General features: G+C 67.6%; 12 protein-coding genes and 2 pseudogenes. 11 read left to right on the forward strand and 3 right to left on the reverse strand.

What is annotated here, in order from left to right; all coding sequences use genetic code 11:
* The first annotated feature begins 83 nt into the window (after nt 1-83).
* Together ACVBD7_RS26410 and ACVBD7_RS26415 are read left to right on the forward strand one after the other, a co-directional pair.
* Nucleotides 84-1,049 (forward strand): annotated as a pseudogene (locus ACVBD7_RS26410) (IS5 family transposase).
* Between the two features lie 56 nt (nt 1,050-1,105).
* Nucleotides 1,106-1,507: pseudogene (locus ACVBD7_RS26415) on the forward strand (transposase); the annotation flags it as partial.
* A 229-nt stretch (nt 1,508-1,736) separates the two neighbouring features.
* Here ACVBD7_RS26415 and ACVBD7_RS26420 read toward each other — a convergent pair.
* Nucleotides 1,737-2,414, reverse strand: a complete 678-nt coding sequence (locus ACVBD7_RS26420) for a FadR/GntR family transcriptional regulator (RefSeq protein WP_458098492.1) — start codon at nt 2,412-2,414, stop codon at nt 1,737-1,739.
* A 137-nt stretch (nt 2,415-2,551) separates the two neighbouring features.
* On the opposite strand from ACVBD7_RS26420, the gene ACVBD7_RS26425 reads away from it, so the two are divergent.
* The 6 genes from ACVBD7_RS26425 to ACVBD7_RS26450 all read left to right on the forward strand — a co-directional run bounded on the left by ACVBD7_RS26425 (nt 2,552) and on the right by ACVBD7_RS26450 (nt 8,767).
* Nucleotides 2,552-3,544 (forward strand): Bug family tripartite tricarboxylate transporter substrate binding protein, encoded by a 993-nt coding sequence (locus tag ACVBD7_RS26425; RefSeq protein ID WP_458098493.1) that lies wholly within the window; start codon nt 2,552-2,554, stop codon nt 3,542-3,544.
* A gap of 11 nt (nt 3,545-3,555) precedes the next feature.
* Entirely contained in the window at nt 3,556-4,758 is a 1,203-nt protein-coding gene (locus tag ACVBD7_RS26430) for a mandelate racemase/muconate lactonizing enzyme family protein (protein WP_458098494.1), read from the forward strand.
* A gap of 88 nt (nt 4,759-4,846) precedes the next feature.
* Nucleotides 4,847-5,800 (forward strand): 2-hydroxyacid dehydrogenase, encoded by a 954-nt coding sequence (locus ACVBD7_RS26435; protein ID WP_458098495.1) that lies wholly within the window; start codon nt 4,847-4,849, stop codon nt 5,798-5,800.
* Nucleotides 5,801-5,841: 41 nt separating this feature from the next.
* The gene (locus tag ACVBD7_RS26440) at nt 5,842-6,891 is read left to right on the forward strand and encodes a malate/lactate/ureidoglycolate dehydrogenase (protein WP_458098496.1); all 1,050 of its coding nucleotides are present in this window, start codon (nt 5,842-5,844) and stop codon (nt 6,889-6,891) included.
* Nucleotides 6,892-6,936: 45 nt separating this feature from the next.
* The gene (locus ACVBD7_RS26445) at nt 6,937-7,938 is read left to right on the forward strand and encodes a tripartite tricarboxylate transporter substrate binding protein (protein ID WP_458098497.1); all 1,002 of its coding nucleotides are present in this window, start codon (nt 6,937-6,939) and stop codon (nt 7,936-7,938) included.
* 52 nt (nt 7,939-7,990) lie between these two features.
* Nucleotides 7,991-8,767, forward strand: a complete 777-nt coding sequence (locus tag ACVBD7_RS26450) for a FadR/GntR family transcriptional regulator (RefSeq protein ID WP_458098498.1) — start codon at nt 7,991-7,993, stop codon at nt 8,765-8,767.
* On the opposite strand, the gene ACVBD7_RS26455 is transcribed toward ACVBD7_RS26450, so the two are convergent.
* Both ACVBD7_RS26455 and ACVBD7_RS26460 read right to left on the reverse strand, forming a co-directional pair.
* Nucleotides 8,764-9,918, reverse strand: coding sequence for a mandelate racemase/muconate lactonizing enzyme family protein (locus ACVBD7_RS26455; RefSeq protein WP_458098499.1), 1,155 nt, complete (start codon nt 9,916-9,918; stop codon nt 8,764-8,766). The two genes, ACVBD7_RS26450 and ACVBD7_RS26455, sit on opposite strands and share 4 nt — an antisense overlap.
* Nucleotides 9,919-9,927: 9 nt before the next feature.
* Complete coding sequence (locus ACVBD7_RS26460; RefSeq protein WP_458098500.1) at nt 9,928-10,923, reverse strand: tripartite tricarboxylate transporter substrate binding protein; 996 nt, start codon at nt 10,921-10,923, stop codon at nt 9,928-9,930.
* 121 nt (nt 10,924-11,044) lie between these two features.
* Between ACVBD7_RS26460 and ACVBD7_RS26465 the strand changes: the two genes are divergently transcribed.
* From ACVBD7_RS26465 to ACVBD7_RS26475, 3 genes are all read left to right on the forward strand, one after another.
* Nucleotides 11,045-12,217 (forward strand): enolase C-terminal domain-like protein, encoded by a 1,173-nt coding sequence (locus ACVBD7_RS26465; RefSeq protein ID WP_458098501.1) that lies wholly within the window; start codon nt 11,045-11,047, stop codon nt 12,215-12,217.
* An 8-nt stretch (nt 12,218-12,225) separates the two neighbouring features.
* Nucleotides 12,226-13,035: an enoyl-CoA hydratase-related protein gene (locus ACVBD7_RS26470; protein WP_458098502.1), complete on the forward strand. Its 810-nt coding sequence runs from the start codon at nt 12,226-12,228 to the stop codon at nt 13,033-13,035.
* Nucleotides 13,036-13,207: 172 nt separating this feature from the next.
* Complete coding sequence (locus ACVBD7_RS26475; protein ID WP_458098503.1) at nt 13,208-14,290, forward strand: Ldh family oxidoreductase; 1,083 nt, start codon at nt 13,208-13,210, stop codon at nt 14,288-14,290.
* The last annotated feature ends 62 nt before the right edge of the window (nt 14,291-14,352 follow it).

Consider the following 14,352-nt stretch of genomic DNA (forward strand, 5'->3'; position numbering starts at 1 on the left):
GTGGTGCACGGATCGGTCTGGCCATCTGGGTAGGTTAGGATCCTGAGGGGTCGACGGCCGGTCATCCTCCAGGAGAGCGCAGCTTGCCCTTCAAGGCCGATGTCGACCGTCGCCAGCACATTCCGAAGCAGCGTTTCCGGGCGACGAACTGGGCGGAGTACGACGCCGCCCTGCGCGGGCGTGGCAGTCTGACCGTGTGGTTCACGGAGGCGGCGATCGCGGCCTGGAAAGCCGAGCCCCGGACCACGCGCGGCGGACAGCCGCGGTATTCGGCGCTGGCCATCTCCACGGCCCTGACGCTTCGGGCCGTGTTCCGCCTGGCCTTGCGTCAGACCGAAGGCCTGATCGGCTCCATCATCGCCCTGCTCGGTCTCGACCTGGCTGTGCCGGACCACACGACCCTGAGCCGCCGGGCCGACACGTTGGAGGTGCCGCAGCGCCAATCCGGCACCCGTCCCATACACCTGATCGTCGACAGCACGGGGCTGCAGTTATGTGGCCCCGGCGGGTGGCTGGTCGAGAGGCACGGGAGCAGGGCACGCCGGTCATGGCGCAAGCTGCACATCGGTGTGGACGCTGACACCGGGCGGATCGTCGCGTCCACCCTGACGACGAACGACATCGATGACGCCTCGCAGGTCGGTCCCTTGCTCGACCAGGTCGCTGACCCAATCGCCTCGTTCACTGCCGACGGCGCTTACGACCAGGACGGCGTCTAGGCTGAGGTGGCGGCGCGGTGTCCCGATGCGGCTGTCATCGTTCCACCAAGGTCCAGTGCTGTGCCAAGCGCCACGGCCGAGACGGCGCCGACCCAGCGGGACCAACATCTTCGGACCATCGCGGAGCGGGGGCGCATGAGCTGGCAGAAGGCGTCCGGCTACAACTGGCGCGCCCTGGTCGAGGCGGACATCAGCAGGTTCAAGCGCGTCATCGGCGGCGCGCTGCGGTCGCGCACCGACAGGCGCCGCGCGACCGAGGTGGCCGTCGCTGTCAGTGTGCTGAACCGCATGCTTGAGCTTGGACGCCCGGAGTATGTCCGGCTCGCGTGATCCCGTCCCTGCCGCTCGTCGACTGCGCCTCCAAGCTGGTTCGTGCAACACAGTCGACCCAGAGCCTTGCACCCGAGCTGCTACAGGCCCACGGCATGGGAACGGGCACCGCGGCCGAGATGCTCATCCTCGTCGGCGACAACCCCGAGCGCATCCACTCCGAAGCTGCGCTGGCCAAACTCTGCGGCGCCTGTCCCGTCCCGGCCTCGAACGCCAAGACCAACCGACACCGGCTCAACCGCGGGGGTGACCGGCAGGCCAACGCCGCCCTCTATCGCGTCGTCATCGTCCGCATGCGGGCCCACCAGCCCACCCTTGACTATGTCAGGCGGCGCACCGCCGAGGGCAAGACGAAGTCCGAGATCATCCGATGCCTCAAGCGCTACGTCGCCCGCAAAATCCTCGGGTACCTCTGCCGGCCGCCATGCCCGTCCCAGACAGCTCCAGCAGCTCCTTGACCGCTATAGGAGCTTCAACGCCGATGTCTACTACGGCGCCGTTCGGCTACACGACTTACCTGCACTTAATGCGCCAGCTGCAGTTCCATCGACCCTCAGCGTAGTATTGAACCCGCTCACGGCCTGGTCGGTAGAAGCGAGCCGATGAACGAGGTTTGCTTTGAGATGTTCGCCGATGCGGACGGCATCAGATCTCTGCATTGAGCAAGAGGCCGCGCTGCATCCTTCGTCAGGCTCCAAACAGACGTCGAATGCCGCCATGCAAGTGATCTGCCATGGCCTGTCGCGCGGCCTGCTCATCCGCCGCCGCGATGGCTTCGAGGATGCTGGCATGCTCGCGCGCAATTTCGGGGCGGCGGTCACCCTCTGGCCGGCCAGCGAGTTCGCGCGTCAGGCGGATGCCGGAGATCATCTGCTCCCTGAACGCCGCCAGCGTCGTCAGGAAGAACCGATTACCCGCCGCTCGCGCAATGGCATGGTGAAAATCGACGTCGGCCTCCAGGGATGCTGGATCCTCTTTCAGGCGCAAAAGGGCCTGCCTGATGGTGGCGACGGCGGCAGGATCAGCCCGGCGCGCGGCGTGCGCGGCAACCTCGCTTTCCAGGCTGCAGCGGAATTCCAGGAAGCTGCGCATGTCGGGAATGCTGTGCAGCGGACCAAAGCAGGGCGCGGTAGGCCGCGTCGGGGTCCGGACATAGCTGCCAGATCCTTTCCGGGAGACCACGTGGCCTTCCGCCCGAAGGCGGGCGAGGGCTTGGCGCAACACGGGGCGGGAAACCGCAAAGCGGCGCGCCAGGTCCATCTCAGCCGGAAGGCGGGAGTCGCGCGGGAAGCTCTCCGAGCCCAGCAGGTCCTGAAGGCGATCATAAACCTCCTCGGCGAGCGGCCGTCGCGCGGCTTGATCCATGCCTTGTTCCTCTACGACGCCTGGCCAAACAGCAAGTTGTAAAAGCTGTCCTGTAAAGCGCCTGGATTGCAATCAGAATTGACAAGTCGGCGGGACTGGTAAACTTGGGCGGAGCAAGACAATAGGGAGGACGCGCCATGAGACGCCGCATGGGGCTGGGTGGTGCCGTGGCCACCCTGCTCGCTGTCTATGCCGTCTGGACGTCACCAGCGACGGCCCAGATCCCGAACCGACCCGTGCGGATCGTGGTGCCCTTCGTGCCCGGCGGGACGAGCGATATCGTCGCGCGCATCCTCGCCGTTGGCGCGACGCCCTACCTGCCTGCCGGCGCAGTGGTGGAGAACAAGGCGGGGGCGGCAGGCAATATCGGCACGGCCGAGGTGGCGCGAGCCCAGCCGGACGGCACGACACTCATCCAGTGCACCATCGGCACCTGCGCCGCGAACCCCTTCCTCTACGCCAACACTGGCTACGACCTGCAGCGCAGCTTCGCGCCGGTGATCCTGACGGGGGCCGTGCGCAACGTGATGTCCGTCAGCAATGCCTTGCCAGCCAAGAACCTTGCGGAGGTGATCGCGCTCGTCCGGTCAAGGCCCGGCACGGTCACCTTCGGCTCTTCCGGTGTCGGTGCGTCCAACCAGCTGGCGCCGGAGCTGCTGCGCGGACTGCTCGGCATCAACTGGATCCACGTCCCGTATCGCGGCAGTGGTCCGGCGATCACCGACCTGGTCGGCGGACGGATCGATGTCTTCTTCGACAACCTGCCCTCCATCCTGCCGCAGATCCGCGCCGGCACGGTGCGCGCCGTTGCCGCCGTCTCCAACGAGCGCATCCCCGAGCTGCCGGACGTGCCGACCTTCCGTGAATCCGGCCTGCCCGAGCTGGCTCATGGGCTGGAGATCGACAGCTGGTTCGGCTTCCTTGCGCCCGCCGGCACACCGGAGGCGACGCTCGACGCCCTGAATGCCGCCTTCAACAAGACGCTCGAGGACCCGGCTATCCGCCGGCGGCTGCAGGAGGCCGCGGTGGTTCCGCTGGGCGGCCCGCCCGCCCGCATGGCCGATCAGCTGCGCCGCGAGGCGGCTCGCTGGGGCGAGGTGATCCGCACCAACCGTATCAGCGCCGAGTAGGAGACCAGCCGTTGTCCAAGGTGACGCGCCTTCGCACCATCCGCATCGCCGAGCGCCCCAACCTCATCTGGGTGGAGATCGAGACGGAGGAGGGGCTGACCGGCCTCGGCGAATCCTTCCGTGGCGCCCCGGCCGTGGAAGCGGTCCTGCATGAGCAGGTGGTGCCGTGGCTGATCGGCAAGGATACCCGCCGCATCGAGCAGGTCTCCCGCCATCTGATGACGCCCTATCTCGGCTTCCACAGCGCGAGTGCCGAGGTGCGCGCCGCCAGCGCCGTGGACATCGCTCTGTGGGACCTTGCCGGCCAGCGCCACGGCATCCCCGTACACGAGGCACTGGGCGGCGCCGTGCGCACGGAAATCCGCGCCTACAACACCTGCGCGGGCTACGCCTACAATACCAGCGGCGGCCGCCGCGCCATCTCCGGGCAGGAGGACGCGGCAGGGCCCTATGACGACCAGGTCGCCTTCATGAAGGATGCGGGCAGGCTGGCGGAGAGCCTGCTCTCCGAGGGCTATACGGCCATGAAGATCTGGCCGCTGGACATCTATGCCGAGGCCTCGGGTGGGCACCTGATCACGCTGGAGGATTTGAGGGCTGGCATCGAGCCCTTCCGCAAGATCCGCCGTGCGGTCGGTGAACGGATCGAGGTGATGGCGGAGCTGCACAGCCTCTGGTCCAGCCACGCCGCCATCCGCATCTGCCGGGCGCTGGAGGATGTTGGCGTCTTCTGGGCGGAGGACCCCATCGCCAAGATGGACGATGTCCACGTCCTGGCCGACCTGCGCCGCCAGACCCGCACACCAATCTGCGGCAGCGAGACGCTCGGCGGCGCAATGCCCTTCCGCGACCTGCTGGCGGCGGACGCGCTGGACATGGTGATGATCGACCTCGCCTGGTGCGGCGGGCTGACGGAGGGCCGAAAGATCGCGGCCCTGGCCGAGGTCTATGCGAAGCCGCTCGCCCCGCATGATTGCACCGGCCCCATCACGCTGATGGCGGGGCTGCACCTCGCGCTGCACGCGCCCACCGCGATCTTCCAGGAAGTGGTTCGCGCAACACTGGCCACTTGGTACCGCGATCTGGTCACCGATCTGCCGGTGCTGCGGAACGGCATGGTGCAGGCGCCGACGGCGCCGGGGCTCGGCACGAAGCTGCAGGAAACCGTGAGGTCACGGCCCGATGCCGTGGTCCGCGAGAGCGCAGCGCCGTGAGCCGTGCCCGAGAGGCTTGTCATGGAGCGCCGGAGCACTCGAGCCTTCGAGAGGGCGGGCCGGATGGCGGAGGAAAGGTGGTGGCCCGATGCTGATCCAACTCCTCGGAGCGCATGCCGCGCAGGCACCCCGGCTCCGTGCCCTGCTCGGGCCCCATCACGAGATCCTGCCGCTGGAGCGCCCGCCGGCGGAGGGACCGATCCGCGCGGATGTGCTCGTAACCAACCGCCTGACGGAGCAGGAGGCGGGGCGGCTCGACGCCCGGCTGCTTCAGGTTCCCGGCGCCGGGATGGACGGCATCGCGCTGGAGGCGCTTCCCCGGGACTGCGCCGCCTGCAACGTGTTCGAGCACGAGATCCCAATCGCGGAATACACGCTTTTCACCGTGCTCGAGCACGTGCTGGAACTTGGTGCCCTGCCGCCCCGGCTGGACGCCAGGAGCTGGGCTGCGATCCATCCGAACCGTCCCCTCCACGGCGAGGCCCATGGCCGGACCATGACGCTGGTGGGCTTCGGCCATATCGGAAGGGAGATCGCCGTGCGGGCGCGGGCTCTTGGCATGCGGATCACCGCCGTGACCCGCCGCGGGCAGGCGGATGTGGCGGCGGATCGCAGCCTGCCCGTCGCCCGCCTCCCGGAGGTGCTGCCCGACACCGACGTGCTGGTGCTGTGCTGCCCGCTGGACGAGAGCACGCGCGGCCTGATCGGGGCGGCGGAACTGGCGGCGATGAAGCCTTCCGCCCTGCTGGTGAACGTGGCCCGGGCTGAGGTGGCGGAGGAGGAGGCGCTCTACGACGCCTTGCGCGACCGCCGCATCGCGCGGGCCGCGCTGGATGTCTGGTACCGCTACCCGACTCCGGGCGAGCCGGAATGCCCGCCATCCCGCTTTCCCTTCCATGAGCTGCCGAACCTGCGGGCCACGCCACACATCTCCGGCTGGACCGAGGGCCTGATGGTGCGGCGCTACGCCTTCATCGCGGAAAACATCCGGCGGCTGGCTGAGGGGAGGCCGCTGGAGAACGTGGTGCACCCCGCCTGGTAGCGGCGGAATGACGAGGACAGGGAAGGGGAGGAGCGAGACACATGCTGATCGAGACGGAACGGCTGCGCGCCGAGGTGGACCGCGTGCTGCGCGGCGCGGGCTGCCAGCCGGGGGAGGCGACGATCGTCGGCGACCATCTGATCGAATCCAACCTGCGCGGGCATGACAGCCACGGCGTGGGCGTGCTGCCCGCCTATGTCCGTAATATCGCCGCCGGCCGCTTGAACCCCAACCGCCATGCCGAGTTCCTGCGATGCGATTCTACCATCGCGGTGGTCGAGGGCGGCATGGGATTCGGCCAAGTTATTGCGCGGGAGGCGACGGACTGGGCCATCGGCGCCGCGAAGGCGAACGGCCTCGCCCTGTTGGGGCTGCGTAATGTCCACCATGTCGGCCGCGTCGGCTCCTACGGGGAGCAGGCGGCGGCTGCCGGGCTTATCATGCTCGCCTTCGTCAACGGCATCTCCGGCGCGCCGCGCGTTGCGCCCCATGGCGGGCGGGAGCCGCGCACCGGCACGAACCCGATCTGCATCGCCGTGCCGCATGGCGACACGCCCGTGGTGCTGGACTTCGCCACTAGCCGGATCGCGCTCAACAAGGTGCGCGTGGCGCGCAACGAGGGCCGGCACGTCGCGCCCGGCTCCATAATTACCCATGAGGGCGAGCCATCCACCGACCCGGACGTGCTGTACGGGGATGGGCCGCGCGGCGCGTTGCTTCCCTTTGGCGAGCACAAGGGCTCGGGCCTTTCCCTCATCTGCGAGCTTCTGGGCGGCGCGCTGGCCGGTGGTGGTGCCGCGCAGCGGGCCGACGCGGCCGACCCCGCCATCATCAACGGCCTGACCGCCATCATGATCAATCCCGGCAAAGTGGTGGACCTGCCCTGGTTCGCGCGGGAGGTAGAATCGGTGGTCGCGCACATGAAGACAGCCGCCGCCATCGATCCGGACAGGCCAGTGATGACTGCGGGCGACCCCGAGCGCGCCATCCGCCGCAAGCGCCTGCAGGAAGGCATCCCCGTGGACGCCACCACCTGGCGCGAGATCGGCAAGGCGGCCGCAAGCGTAGGGGTCGTGCTGGAGGCCGCCTAGGAAGCAGCAAGGTCGCGCCCAAAGCGGACGAACAGGGAGGAAGCCATGGACGATCGAAGGTCACCATCAGGGGCCATCACGCGGCGAGGCCTAGGGGCGGCCGCTCTCGGCGCGGTGCTCGCAGCGCCGGCCCTCGCGCAGCGCGCATGGCCCGCGGAACGGCCGATCGAGGTGCTGGTGCCGTTCACACCCGGTGGCGGCAGTGACCTTATCGCGCGCGCCACGCTGCCCTTTGTGCAGAAGCTCCTGCCCGGCTCCAACTTCATCATCTCCAACCGTCCCGGCGCCTCCGGCCAGACAGGAAACGAGTTTGTCTTCAACGCCCGGCCGGACGGCTATCTGCTGACGGTGGTCACCTCCCCCACACTCGTCACCATCCCCATCGAGCGGGCGACTAGGTACAGGGCAGGCGAGTTCAGTTTCATCGCCAACGTGGTGGACGACCCGGGCGGGATCTGGGTTCGCCCCGCCTCGCCCTACCACAGCTTGGCGGAGTTGCTGCAGGCCGCACTCAGCAAGCCGGAAGGCCTGTCCTACGGCACCACCGGCGTTGGCTCGGATGACCATCTTCTTGTGCTCGACATCGCCCAGAAAATGCCGGGCACGCGGCTCGTGCACGTGCCGTTCAATAGCTCTGCACCCATGCAGACCGCCCTGCTCGGCGGTCATCTCGACTTCGGCTCTTACAACATGAGCGAGGGCTATGAAGGGCTGACCGACGGCCGCTCCCGCTGCCTTGCCCAGGCTGGTACCGCCCGCTGGCACAAGGCGGCGGGGGTGCCCACCCTGCAGGAGGCCGGGGTGGCCCTTTCCGGCGGCGGCGCCCAGCGGGGCATATGCGGCCCGCCCGGCCTGCCCGCCGAGATCCTTGGCCGACTGGTGGAGGCCTACCGCACCCTCCTGGCAGACCCGGCCTTCCTGGCGGAGGCGGATCGGCTAGGCATGCCCATCCGGGCTATTCTGGGAAATGAATACCGCGCCTTCACCCTGGGGCGGGAGGCGGAATTCTGGAAGCTCTGGGCGCAGAAACCCTGGCGGGAGGCTTGATGCCACTGGGCCGCTCTCGACGGGTAGCTTGGGCGGCCTGTAATCTCCCGTCGTGACACAACGACGCACGGCAGCTTCCGGTGATGGCGATGCCCCGGCCCGGCGCCGGGCCTCCGCCGGCGTGGCGCCGCAGTCCGGGTTAGCGGCCGCGCCGAAGCTGACCGACCGTATGGCCGAGGCGATTCTGAGCCACATCGCCGAAAAGGGCCTAACCCTAGGCGATCAGCTTCCGACAATCGCTGCCCTTTCCGGCACCTATGGAGTCAGCCCGACCGTGGTGCGGGAGGCGCTGGCTCGCTTGCGCTCGGACGGAATCGTCGAGGTCCGGCAGGGATCGGGCGCGTATGTCTCCCGGAACCTGCGCCCGTTCCGCATCTCTGCCGGGGCGGCAACCGATCTTTCCGTGCTGCGCGTGCTGGAACTCCGCCTCGGGTTCGAGGCAGAGGCCGCGGCCCTGGCCGCTTCGCGGGCAGGCGGGGAAGAGCTGCGCGGGATTCAGGAGGCGTTCGAGGAATTTGCCCAGAAGGTCGGACATGACGAGCCCGCCATGGCGGCGGATTTGCAGTTCCACCGCGCCGTCACGGAGGCGGCAGGTAATCCGCTTTTCGTAGAATTCCAGGTCTTCCTGCAGCAGTACCTTACGGACAGCATCAGCGTGTCGCATGGGCGCACACGCGAGGTCGGGCGAATGTCCGTCGTGCTGGAGGAGCACCGCCAGATCCTCGATGCGATCGCGGCCCGCGATGCCGAAGCGGCGCGGGTCGCGATGCGGGATCACCTAAAAGCCGGCATGTCGCGAATCACCTCCGCCGCCGGGAGTCCCCCTTAGCGCAGGATATGCCAGAGCCCCTCGCCGCCGATATCCTTCGCGCCATACCGAGCGATCGCCTCGGGGTCGAAGTCAAAGCCGAGGCCAGGGCCCTTCGGCAGCAGCAGGTCGCCCTTCTCCAGTACCAGCTGCGTGTCGATCAGTCGGCGAAAGTTCACCACGTGGTCATCGGGCATGAACTCCACGTAGCTTACGCTCGGGGCGCTGGCGCCCAGTTGGACGTGCACGTCGTGCCACGCATGGGGCGAAGTGGCGACACCGAAGCAGGAGGCCATGGCGGTGATGCGGCGCCATTCCGTGATCCCGCCGCAAACGGTCGCGTCCGTCTGCAGGATGGCGGCGGCGCGCTTTTCCAGAAGCTCCTTGAACCGCCAGCGACCGGCCTCGATTTCGCCGGTCGCCACAGGGATCGGCGTTGCCCGGGCTAGGGCGGCATGGTTGTCGATATCGTCGGGAAGGAAGGGTTCCTCGATCCAGTAGGGATCCATTGGCTCAAAGCGGCGGATGTACTGCAATGCGGTGGGTAGGTCAGGCCAAGCGTTGTTGGCGTCCAGCATCAGCTCGATGTCCGGGCCGATGGCATCGCGCGCGGCCTTCAGCCGCGCCGCTTCCTGCGCCGGGCTGCGGCCGCGAGCGCCGACCTTGATCTTCACTGCGCGGTGACCGGCCTCCACGAAGGCGCGCAGTTCATCGCCCAGCTCCTGGTCGCCTTTGCCGGGCCAGTAATAGCCGCCGCTACCGTAGGAAGGAACGCGGTCGAGCACGGAGGCGCCGAGATAGCGGTAGAGCGGCAGGCCGGCGAGGCGGGCGTTCAGGTCCCAGATCGCGATGTCGATGGCGCTGAGCGCGCGCATCACGCCGCCGACGCGGCCGAGCAGCAGCGTCTCCTGGTACATGTCCTGCCAGATGCCTTCCACCCGGTGGGAATCCTGGCCGACCACCTTGTGCGAGAGCCCGTCCACCACCGCGTCGAAGAGCAGCCGCCCAGCCTTGTTCACAGCGTAGCAATAGCCTAGGCCCGCCGTGCCGTCTTCGGCCCGCACACGCACGAGGCAGTACTCGCGCGCCGTGACCTGGCGCGTGGAGAAGTTAATGGGTTTGTCGAGCGGGACGCGGGCGACGCAGACCTCGACGGAAGCGATCTTCGGCATGGGCTCTTCCTATTCCGCGCGGATATTGGCGGCGCGGATGAGTTCGGACCACTTCCGGTCCTCATCGCGCATCAGACGGGCAAATTCTTCCGGCGGGCTGTTGAGCACGACGGCATCCTGCGAGGTGAAGCGCTCGCGCACGGCCGGGTTTGAGAGGGCGCGTGAGATGTCAGCCGCCATGCGCTGAACCATCGGCGGCGGCATGTTGGCCGGGCCGATCACGCCGAACCACACGTCGGCTTCGTAGCCATGCAAGCCCTGTTCGGCCATGGTCGGGACATCGGGCAGCATGGTCGAGCGCTGCGCAGTGGTGACGCCGATCGGACGCAGCGCGCCTTCCTTCACCTGTTGCAATACCTGCGTCGTCGTAAGGAGCGAGAGTGGGATGACGCCCGCCATGAGGTCCGTCATTGCCGGCGCGCCGCCGCGGTAGGCCACGTGGCTGAGGCGAATGCCCGCGGTGCTGGTCAGCAGTTCCATGGCCAGTTGCTGGGCGGAGCCTGGGCCGGGAGAGGCGTAGTCTATTCCTCCGGGTTTCTCCTTTGCCAGACGGATCAGGTCCTGCAAGTTTCGCGCGGGGAAGCGCGGGTTGGCCACGACGATGAATGGGGAACGGGCGACGAGGGCGATTGGCGTCACGTCGCGCAGCGGGTTGTAAGGCAGGTTCGGATAGAGCGCGCGGTTGGTGACGTGGGAGGAGATGGTGAACATCAGCGTCTCCCCGTTCGGCTCGCTTTTCACGAGCGCCTCGGTGGCGATGATGCCATTAGCGCCGCCACGGTTCTCCACCACGACCGGGGTCGACCACATTCGCGTCAGTTCGTCCGAGAGTGCGCGGGCGAAGATGTCTGTGGAGCCGCCTGGCGGGAACCCGACAAGCATCCGCACCGGCCGGCTTGCAGGTGAGGGCTGCTGGGCGGCGGCGATTGCCGGCACCAGGGCGAGAAGCGGCGCGGCGAGTGCCAGGAGGGCGCGGCGCGCCCGGCTTGTGCCTTCTTTGGCCATTCCTGTGGTCCTCCTGCCCCGCTCTTCTTCCTGGCCGGGCCGCGGCTAGCTAAAGACCCCTTTCCTTCAAAGTCAAATGGTCATCATATGAATCGGCCTGCGCGGAGAGGACTGTCAGCCCATGAAGATCACCGGCATCGAGTCCATCGTCGTGAATGCCCAAATGCGGAACTGGGTTTTTGTGAAGGTCCTCACCGACCAGGATGGTCTCAATGGCTGGGGCGAGGCGACGCTGAACTGGAAGACCCGCGCCGTCACCGGTGCTGTGGAGGATCTGGCACCGTTGCTGATCGGGCGCGACCCGCGCGACATTGCCCAGGCCTGCCGCGTCATGCAGAAGCAGAGCTACTATCGCCTTGGCATCATCGGGATGACAGCCATCAGCGGGATTGAGCACGCCCTGTGGGACATCACGGGCAAGGCGCTCGGCGTACCGGTCTGGCGGCTGCTCGGCGGGCGCGTGCGGGACAAGGTGCGCCTCTATACCCATCTTGGACTCGGCGACATGAGCGCGGTCTATGAGACCTTCGACACGGGGCGGCTGACGGAACGTGCCCAGGCGGTTCTGGAGGCCGGCTACGACGCGCTGAAGGTCGTCTTTATCCCCTATGCCGGCGCGACCGCCTCGCCCGCCGCCCTCCGTCATGTGGAGCGGCTGGGCCGCGCCCTGCGCGACGCCGTCGGCGAGGATACGGAGGTGATGGTAGACTTCCATGGCCGCCCGGCCACCGTCTCCGCCTCGCTCGGCTTCATCCGTGCTCTGGAACCGCTGGCCCCTATGTTCTGCGAGGAGCCTATTCAGCCCGGCGACACTGAGGGATTAGTTCAGATCGTCGCCCAGTCCCGGAGCCCGATCGCCACCGGTGAGCGTCTGGTCGGGGTGCGCGAGTTTGCGGAATTGCTGCAGCACCGGGCTGCGCACATCCTCCAGCCCGACCTGAACCACTGCGGCGGCCTACTGGAGGCGCAGAAGATCGCCGCCTTTGCCGAGGTGGCTCAGGTGGGCATCGCCCCGCACAACCCGAACGGCCCCCTCGCTGGGATTGCTGCGCTGCATTATGCCGTGGCGACACCGAACTTCGTGATCCAGGAGGCCATGCCCGGCTCAGTGCCCTGGTACCACGACGTGGTGCGCCAGCCTGTAGAGCGGGAGGGCGGTTTCTGGCCCGTGCCGGAGCTGCCCGGCTTCGGCGTGGAGGTTGATGAGAAGGAGGCCGCGAAGCACCCCTTCGAGCAGGAGGTGCTGCACACGCAGAACGCCCTGCTGGAGGACGGCACTGTGGTCGACTGGTGAGCAGCCGCATGACCGACGGGGATAGCGTGCTGCTGGCCGTAGACGCGCGCGGCATCGCCACAATAACACTGAACCGGCCACAGATCGGCAACGCCTACGACGGCGCGCTGTTGGGGCGCTTCTCCGCCCTACTGGACGAACTGGCGGATCGGCCGGGTCTCCGTGCACTCGTCATTCGCGGGGCGGGCCAACACTTCCAGTGCGGCGCGGATATTGGCTGGATGGAGGAGGTGGCGCGCGGCCCGGCCGAAGCGGCGAGGCAGGCCTCGCTAGCTAGCGTCACCGCATTCCGGCGCCTGAGCGAGTTTCCCTTGCCCTGCGTTGCCTTAGTACAGGGCGCGTGCTTCGGCGGGGGCTGTGGGCTTCTTTGCTGCGTCGATATCGCCCTGGCCGTCCCTGAGGCAGTGTTCGGGCTCACCGAAGTGCGCGTCGGCGTCGCCCCCACGCCGATTTCAACCCACCTCGTCCAGGCGCTCGGGTTGCGCCAGGCGCGCCGCTACGCCCTGACCGGAGAACGCTTCGATGCCGCGACGGCGATGTGGATCGGGCTGATCCACGAGGTAGTTTCGGCTCCCGACATAGAGAAGCGGTTGGACACTGTACTGCTGGAGATACTGGCCGCCGCCCCGCAAGCCATGGCGGTGGCGAAGCATTCCCTCCTGCGCGCCAATCAGCTTCTTCTGACCGACGAAGAAAGCCGCGCCCTAGCTGAGGAATCCTGGACCCAACGATCGAGCGAGGAGGGAAGGGAGGGGCTGCAAGCCTACCGGCAGAAGCGTCGCCCATCCTGGCAGGTTGGAGCGCCCGGCCCGGGCTGATGCCCCTGCCCGGTACAAAGGTCTCGGGCAGGCCTCCAGAAGAGATCGGCATCCTGCTGCGGAGCCTGAAGCGCGCCCTGATTGCGAAGTTTGGATGTGCCTTCGCCGGCATCCGGTCGAACGCGAAAGACGTGCCGCACAGGTGGCGCACTGGCATGGGAGGTGAGCGGGTATGACAGCACCGGACGAGGGCGACCCTCTGCTGGATCCTTTGGGGCTCGCACGCGAGGCGCGCCGGCTACTGGAGGCAGCAGGTCTCTCGGCCGACATGGCGGAGGATGTGGCGGCGGTGCTGCTGGAAGCAGACCTGCTCGGCCACCGCACCCATGGACTCTCCATGTTGCCAAACTACCTGGATCGGTTGGAACGCGGGGCCATGGCTAAGGCCGGTGAGGTTGAGGTAACCGTCGATGCTGGCGCCACCTTCGCATGGCGCGCACACCGCCTGCCGGGCGCCTGGGTGATGCGCCAGGCGATCCGGCAGGTTCTGGTACGCGCCTCGGAGCACCCGGTTGTCACCGCCACCATCGCTGACTGCTCGCATATTGGCGCATTGCAAGTTTATCTGCGCTCGATGACCGATGCAGGACTCTTCGTCACCCTCGCCACGACCGATCCTGGTATCGCTTCCGTTGCCCCTTTTGGCGGGGCGGATCCTGTCCTGACGTCCAACCCCATCGCTTACGGCATCCCGACGCTGGACGGACCGATTCTGGTGGATGTCAGCACCTCCGTAGTTTCTAACGGCACAATTGCGGGCTATGCCGCACGCAGCGAGCGAACGCCCGGTGCGTGGCTTCTGGACGGTCAAGGAAGACCAAGCGACAATCCCGATGTGCTGTCGGCGGATCCGCCGGGTACTATCGCGCTGCTGGGCGGCCACGAATTCGGGTACAAGGGCTTCGGTTTCAGCCTCATGGTGGAGGCGTTGAGCCTCGGTATGTCCGGCCACGGACGCAGCACCGGTGCCCCGCGGGGCGGGCAGGGCGTGTTCCTGCAGGCGATTGACCCTGCCGCCTTTGCTGGCCGTGGGGCCTTCCTGCGCGAGACCACCGCCCTCTCCCGTCGCTGCCGCGAGAGCCGCCCGCGGGAGGGTGGCCCGCCCGTGCGCCTACCCGGCCAGCGCGCCTTGGCCAACCGCGACAGAAATCTGGCCGAGGGCTTGCCCTATTCCACGGCCACCTTCGTGGCGATCCAGGATTGGGCTTCGCGCCTTTGCGTCGAGATGGACAATATCCGGAGACATGCGGCCTGAGTTCGCGACGCGACGGTACCCGGAGAAACACAGGAAAGTCTCACGAAAATCGACTGTGTTGC

The sequence above is a fragment of the Roseomonas sp. WA12 genome (assembly GCF_054165765.1).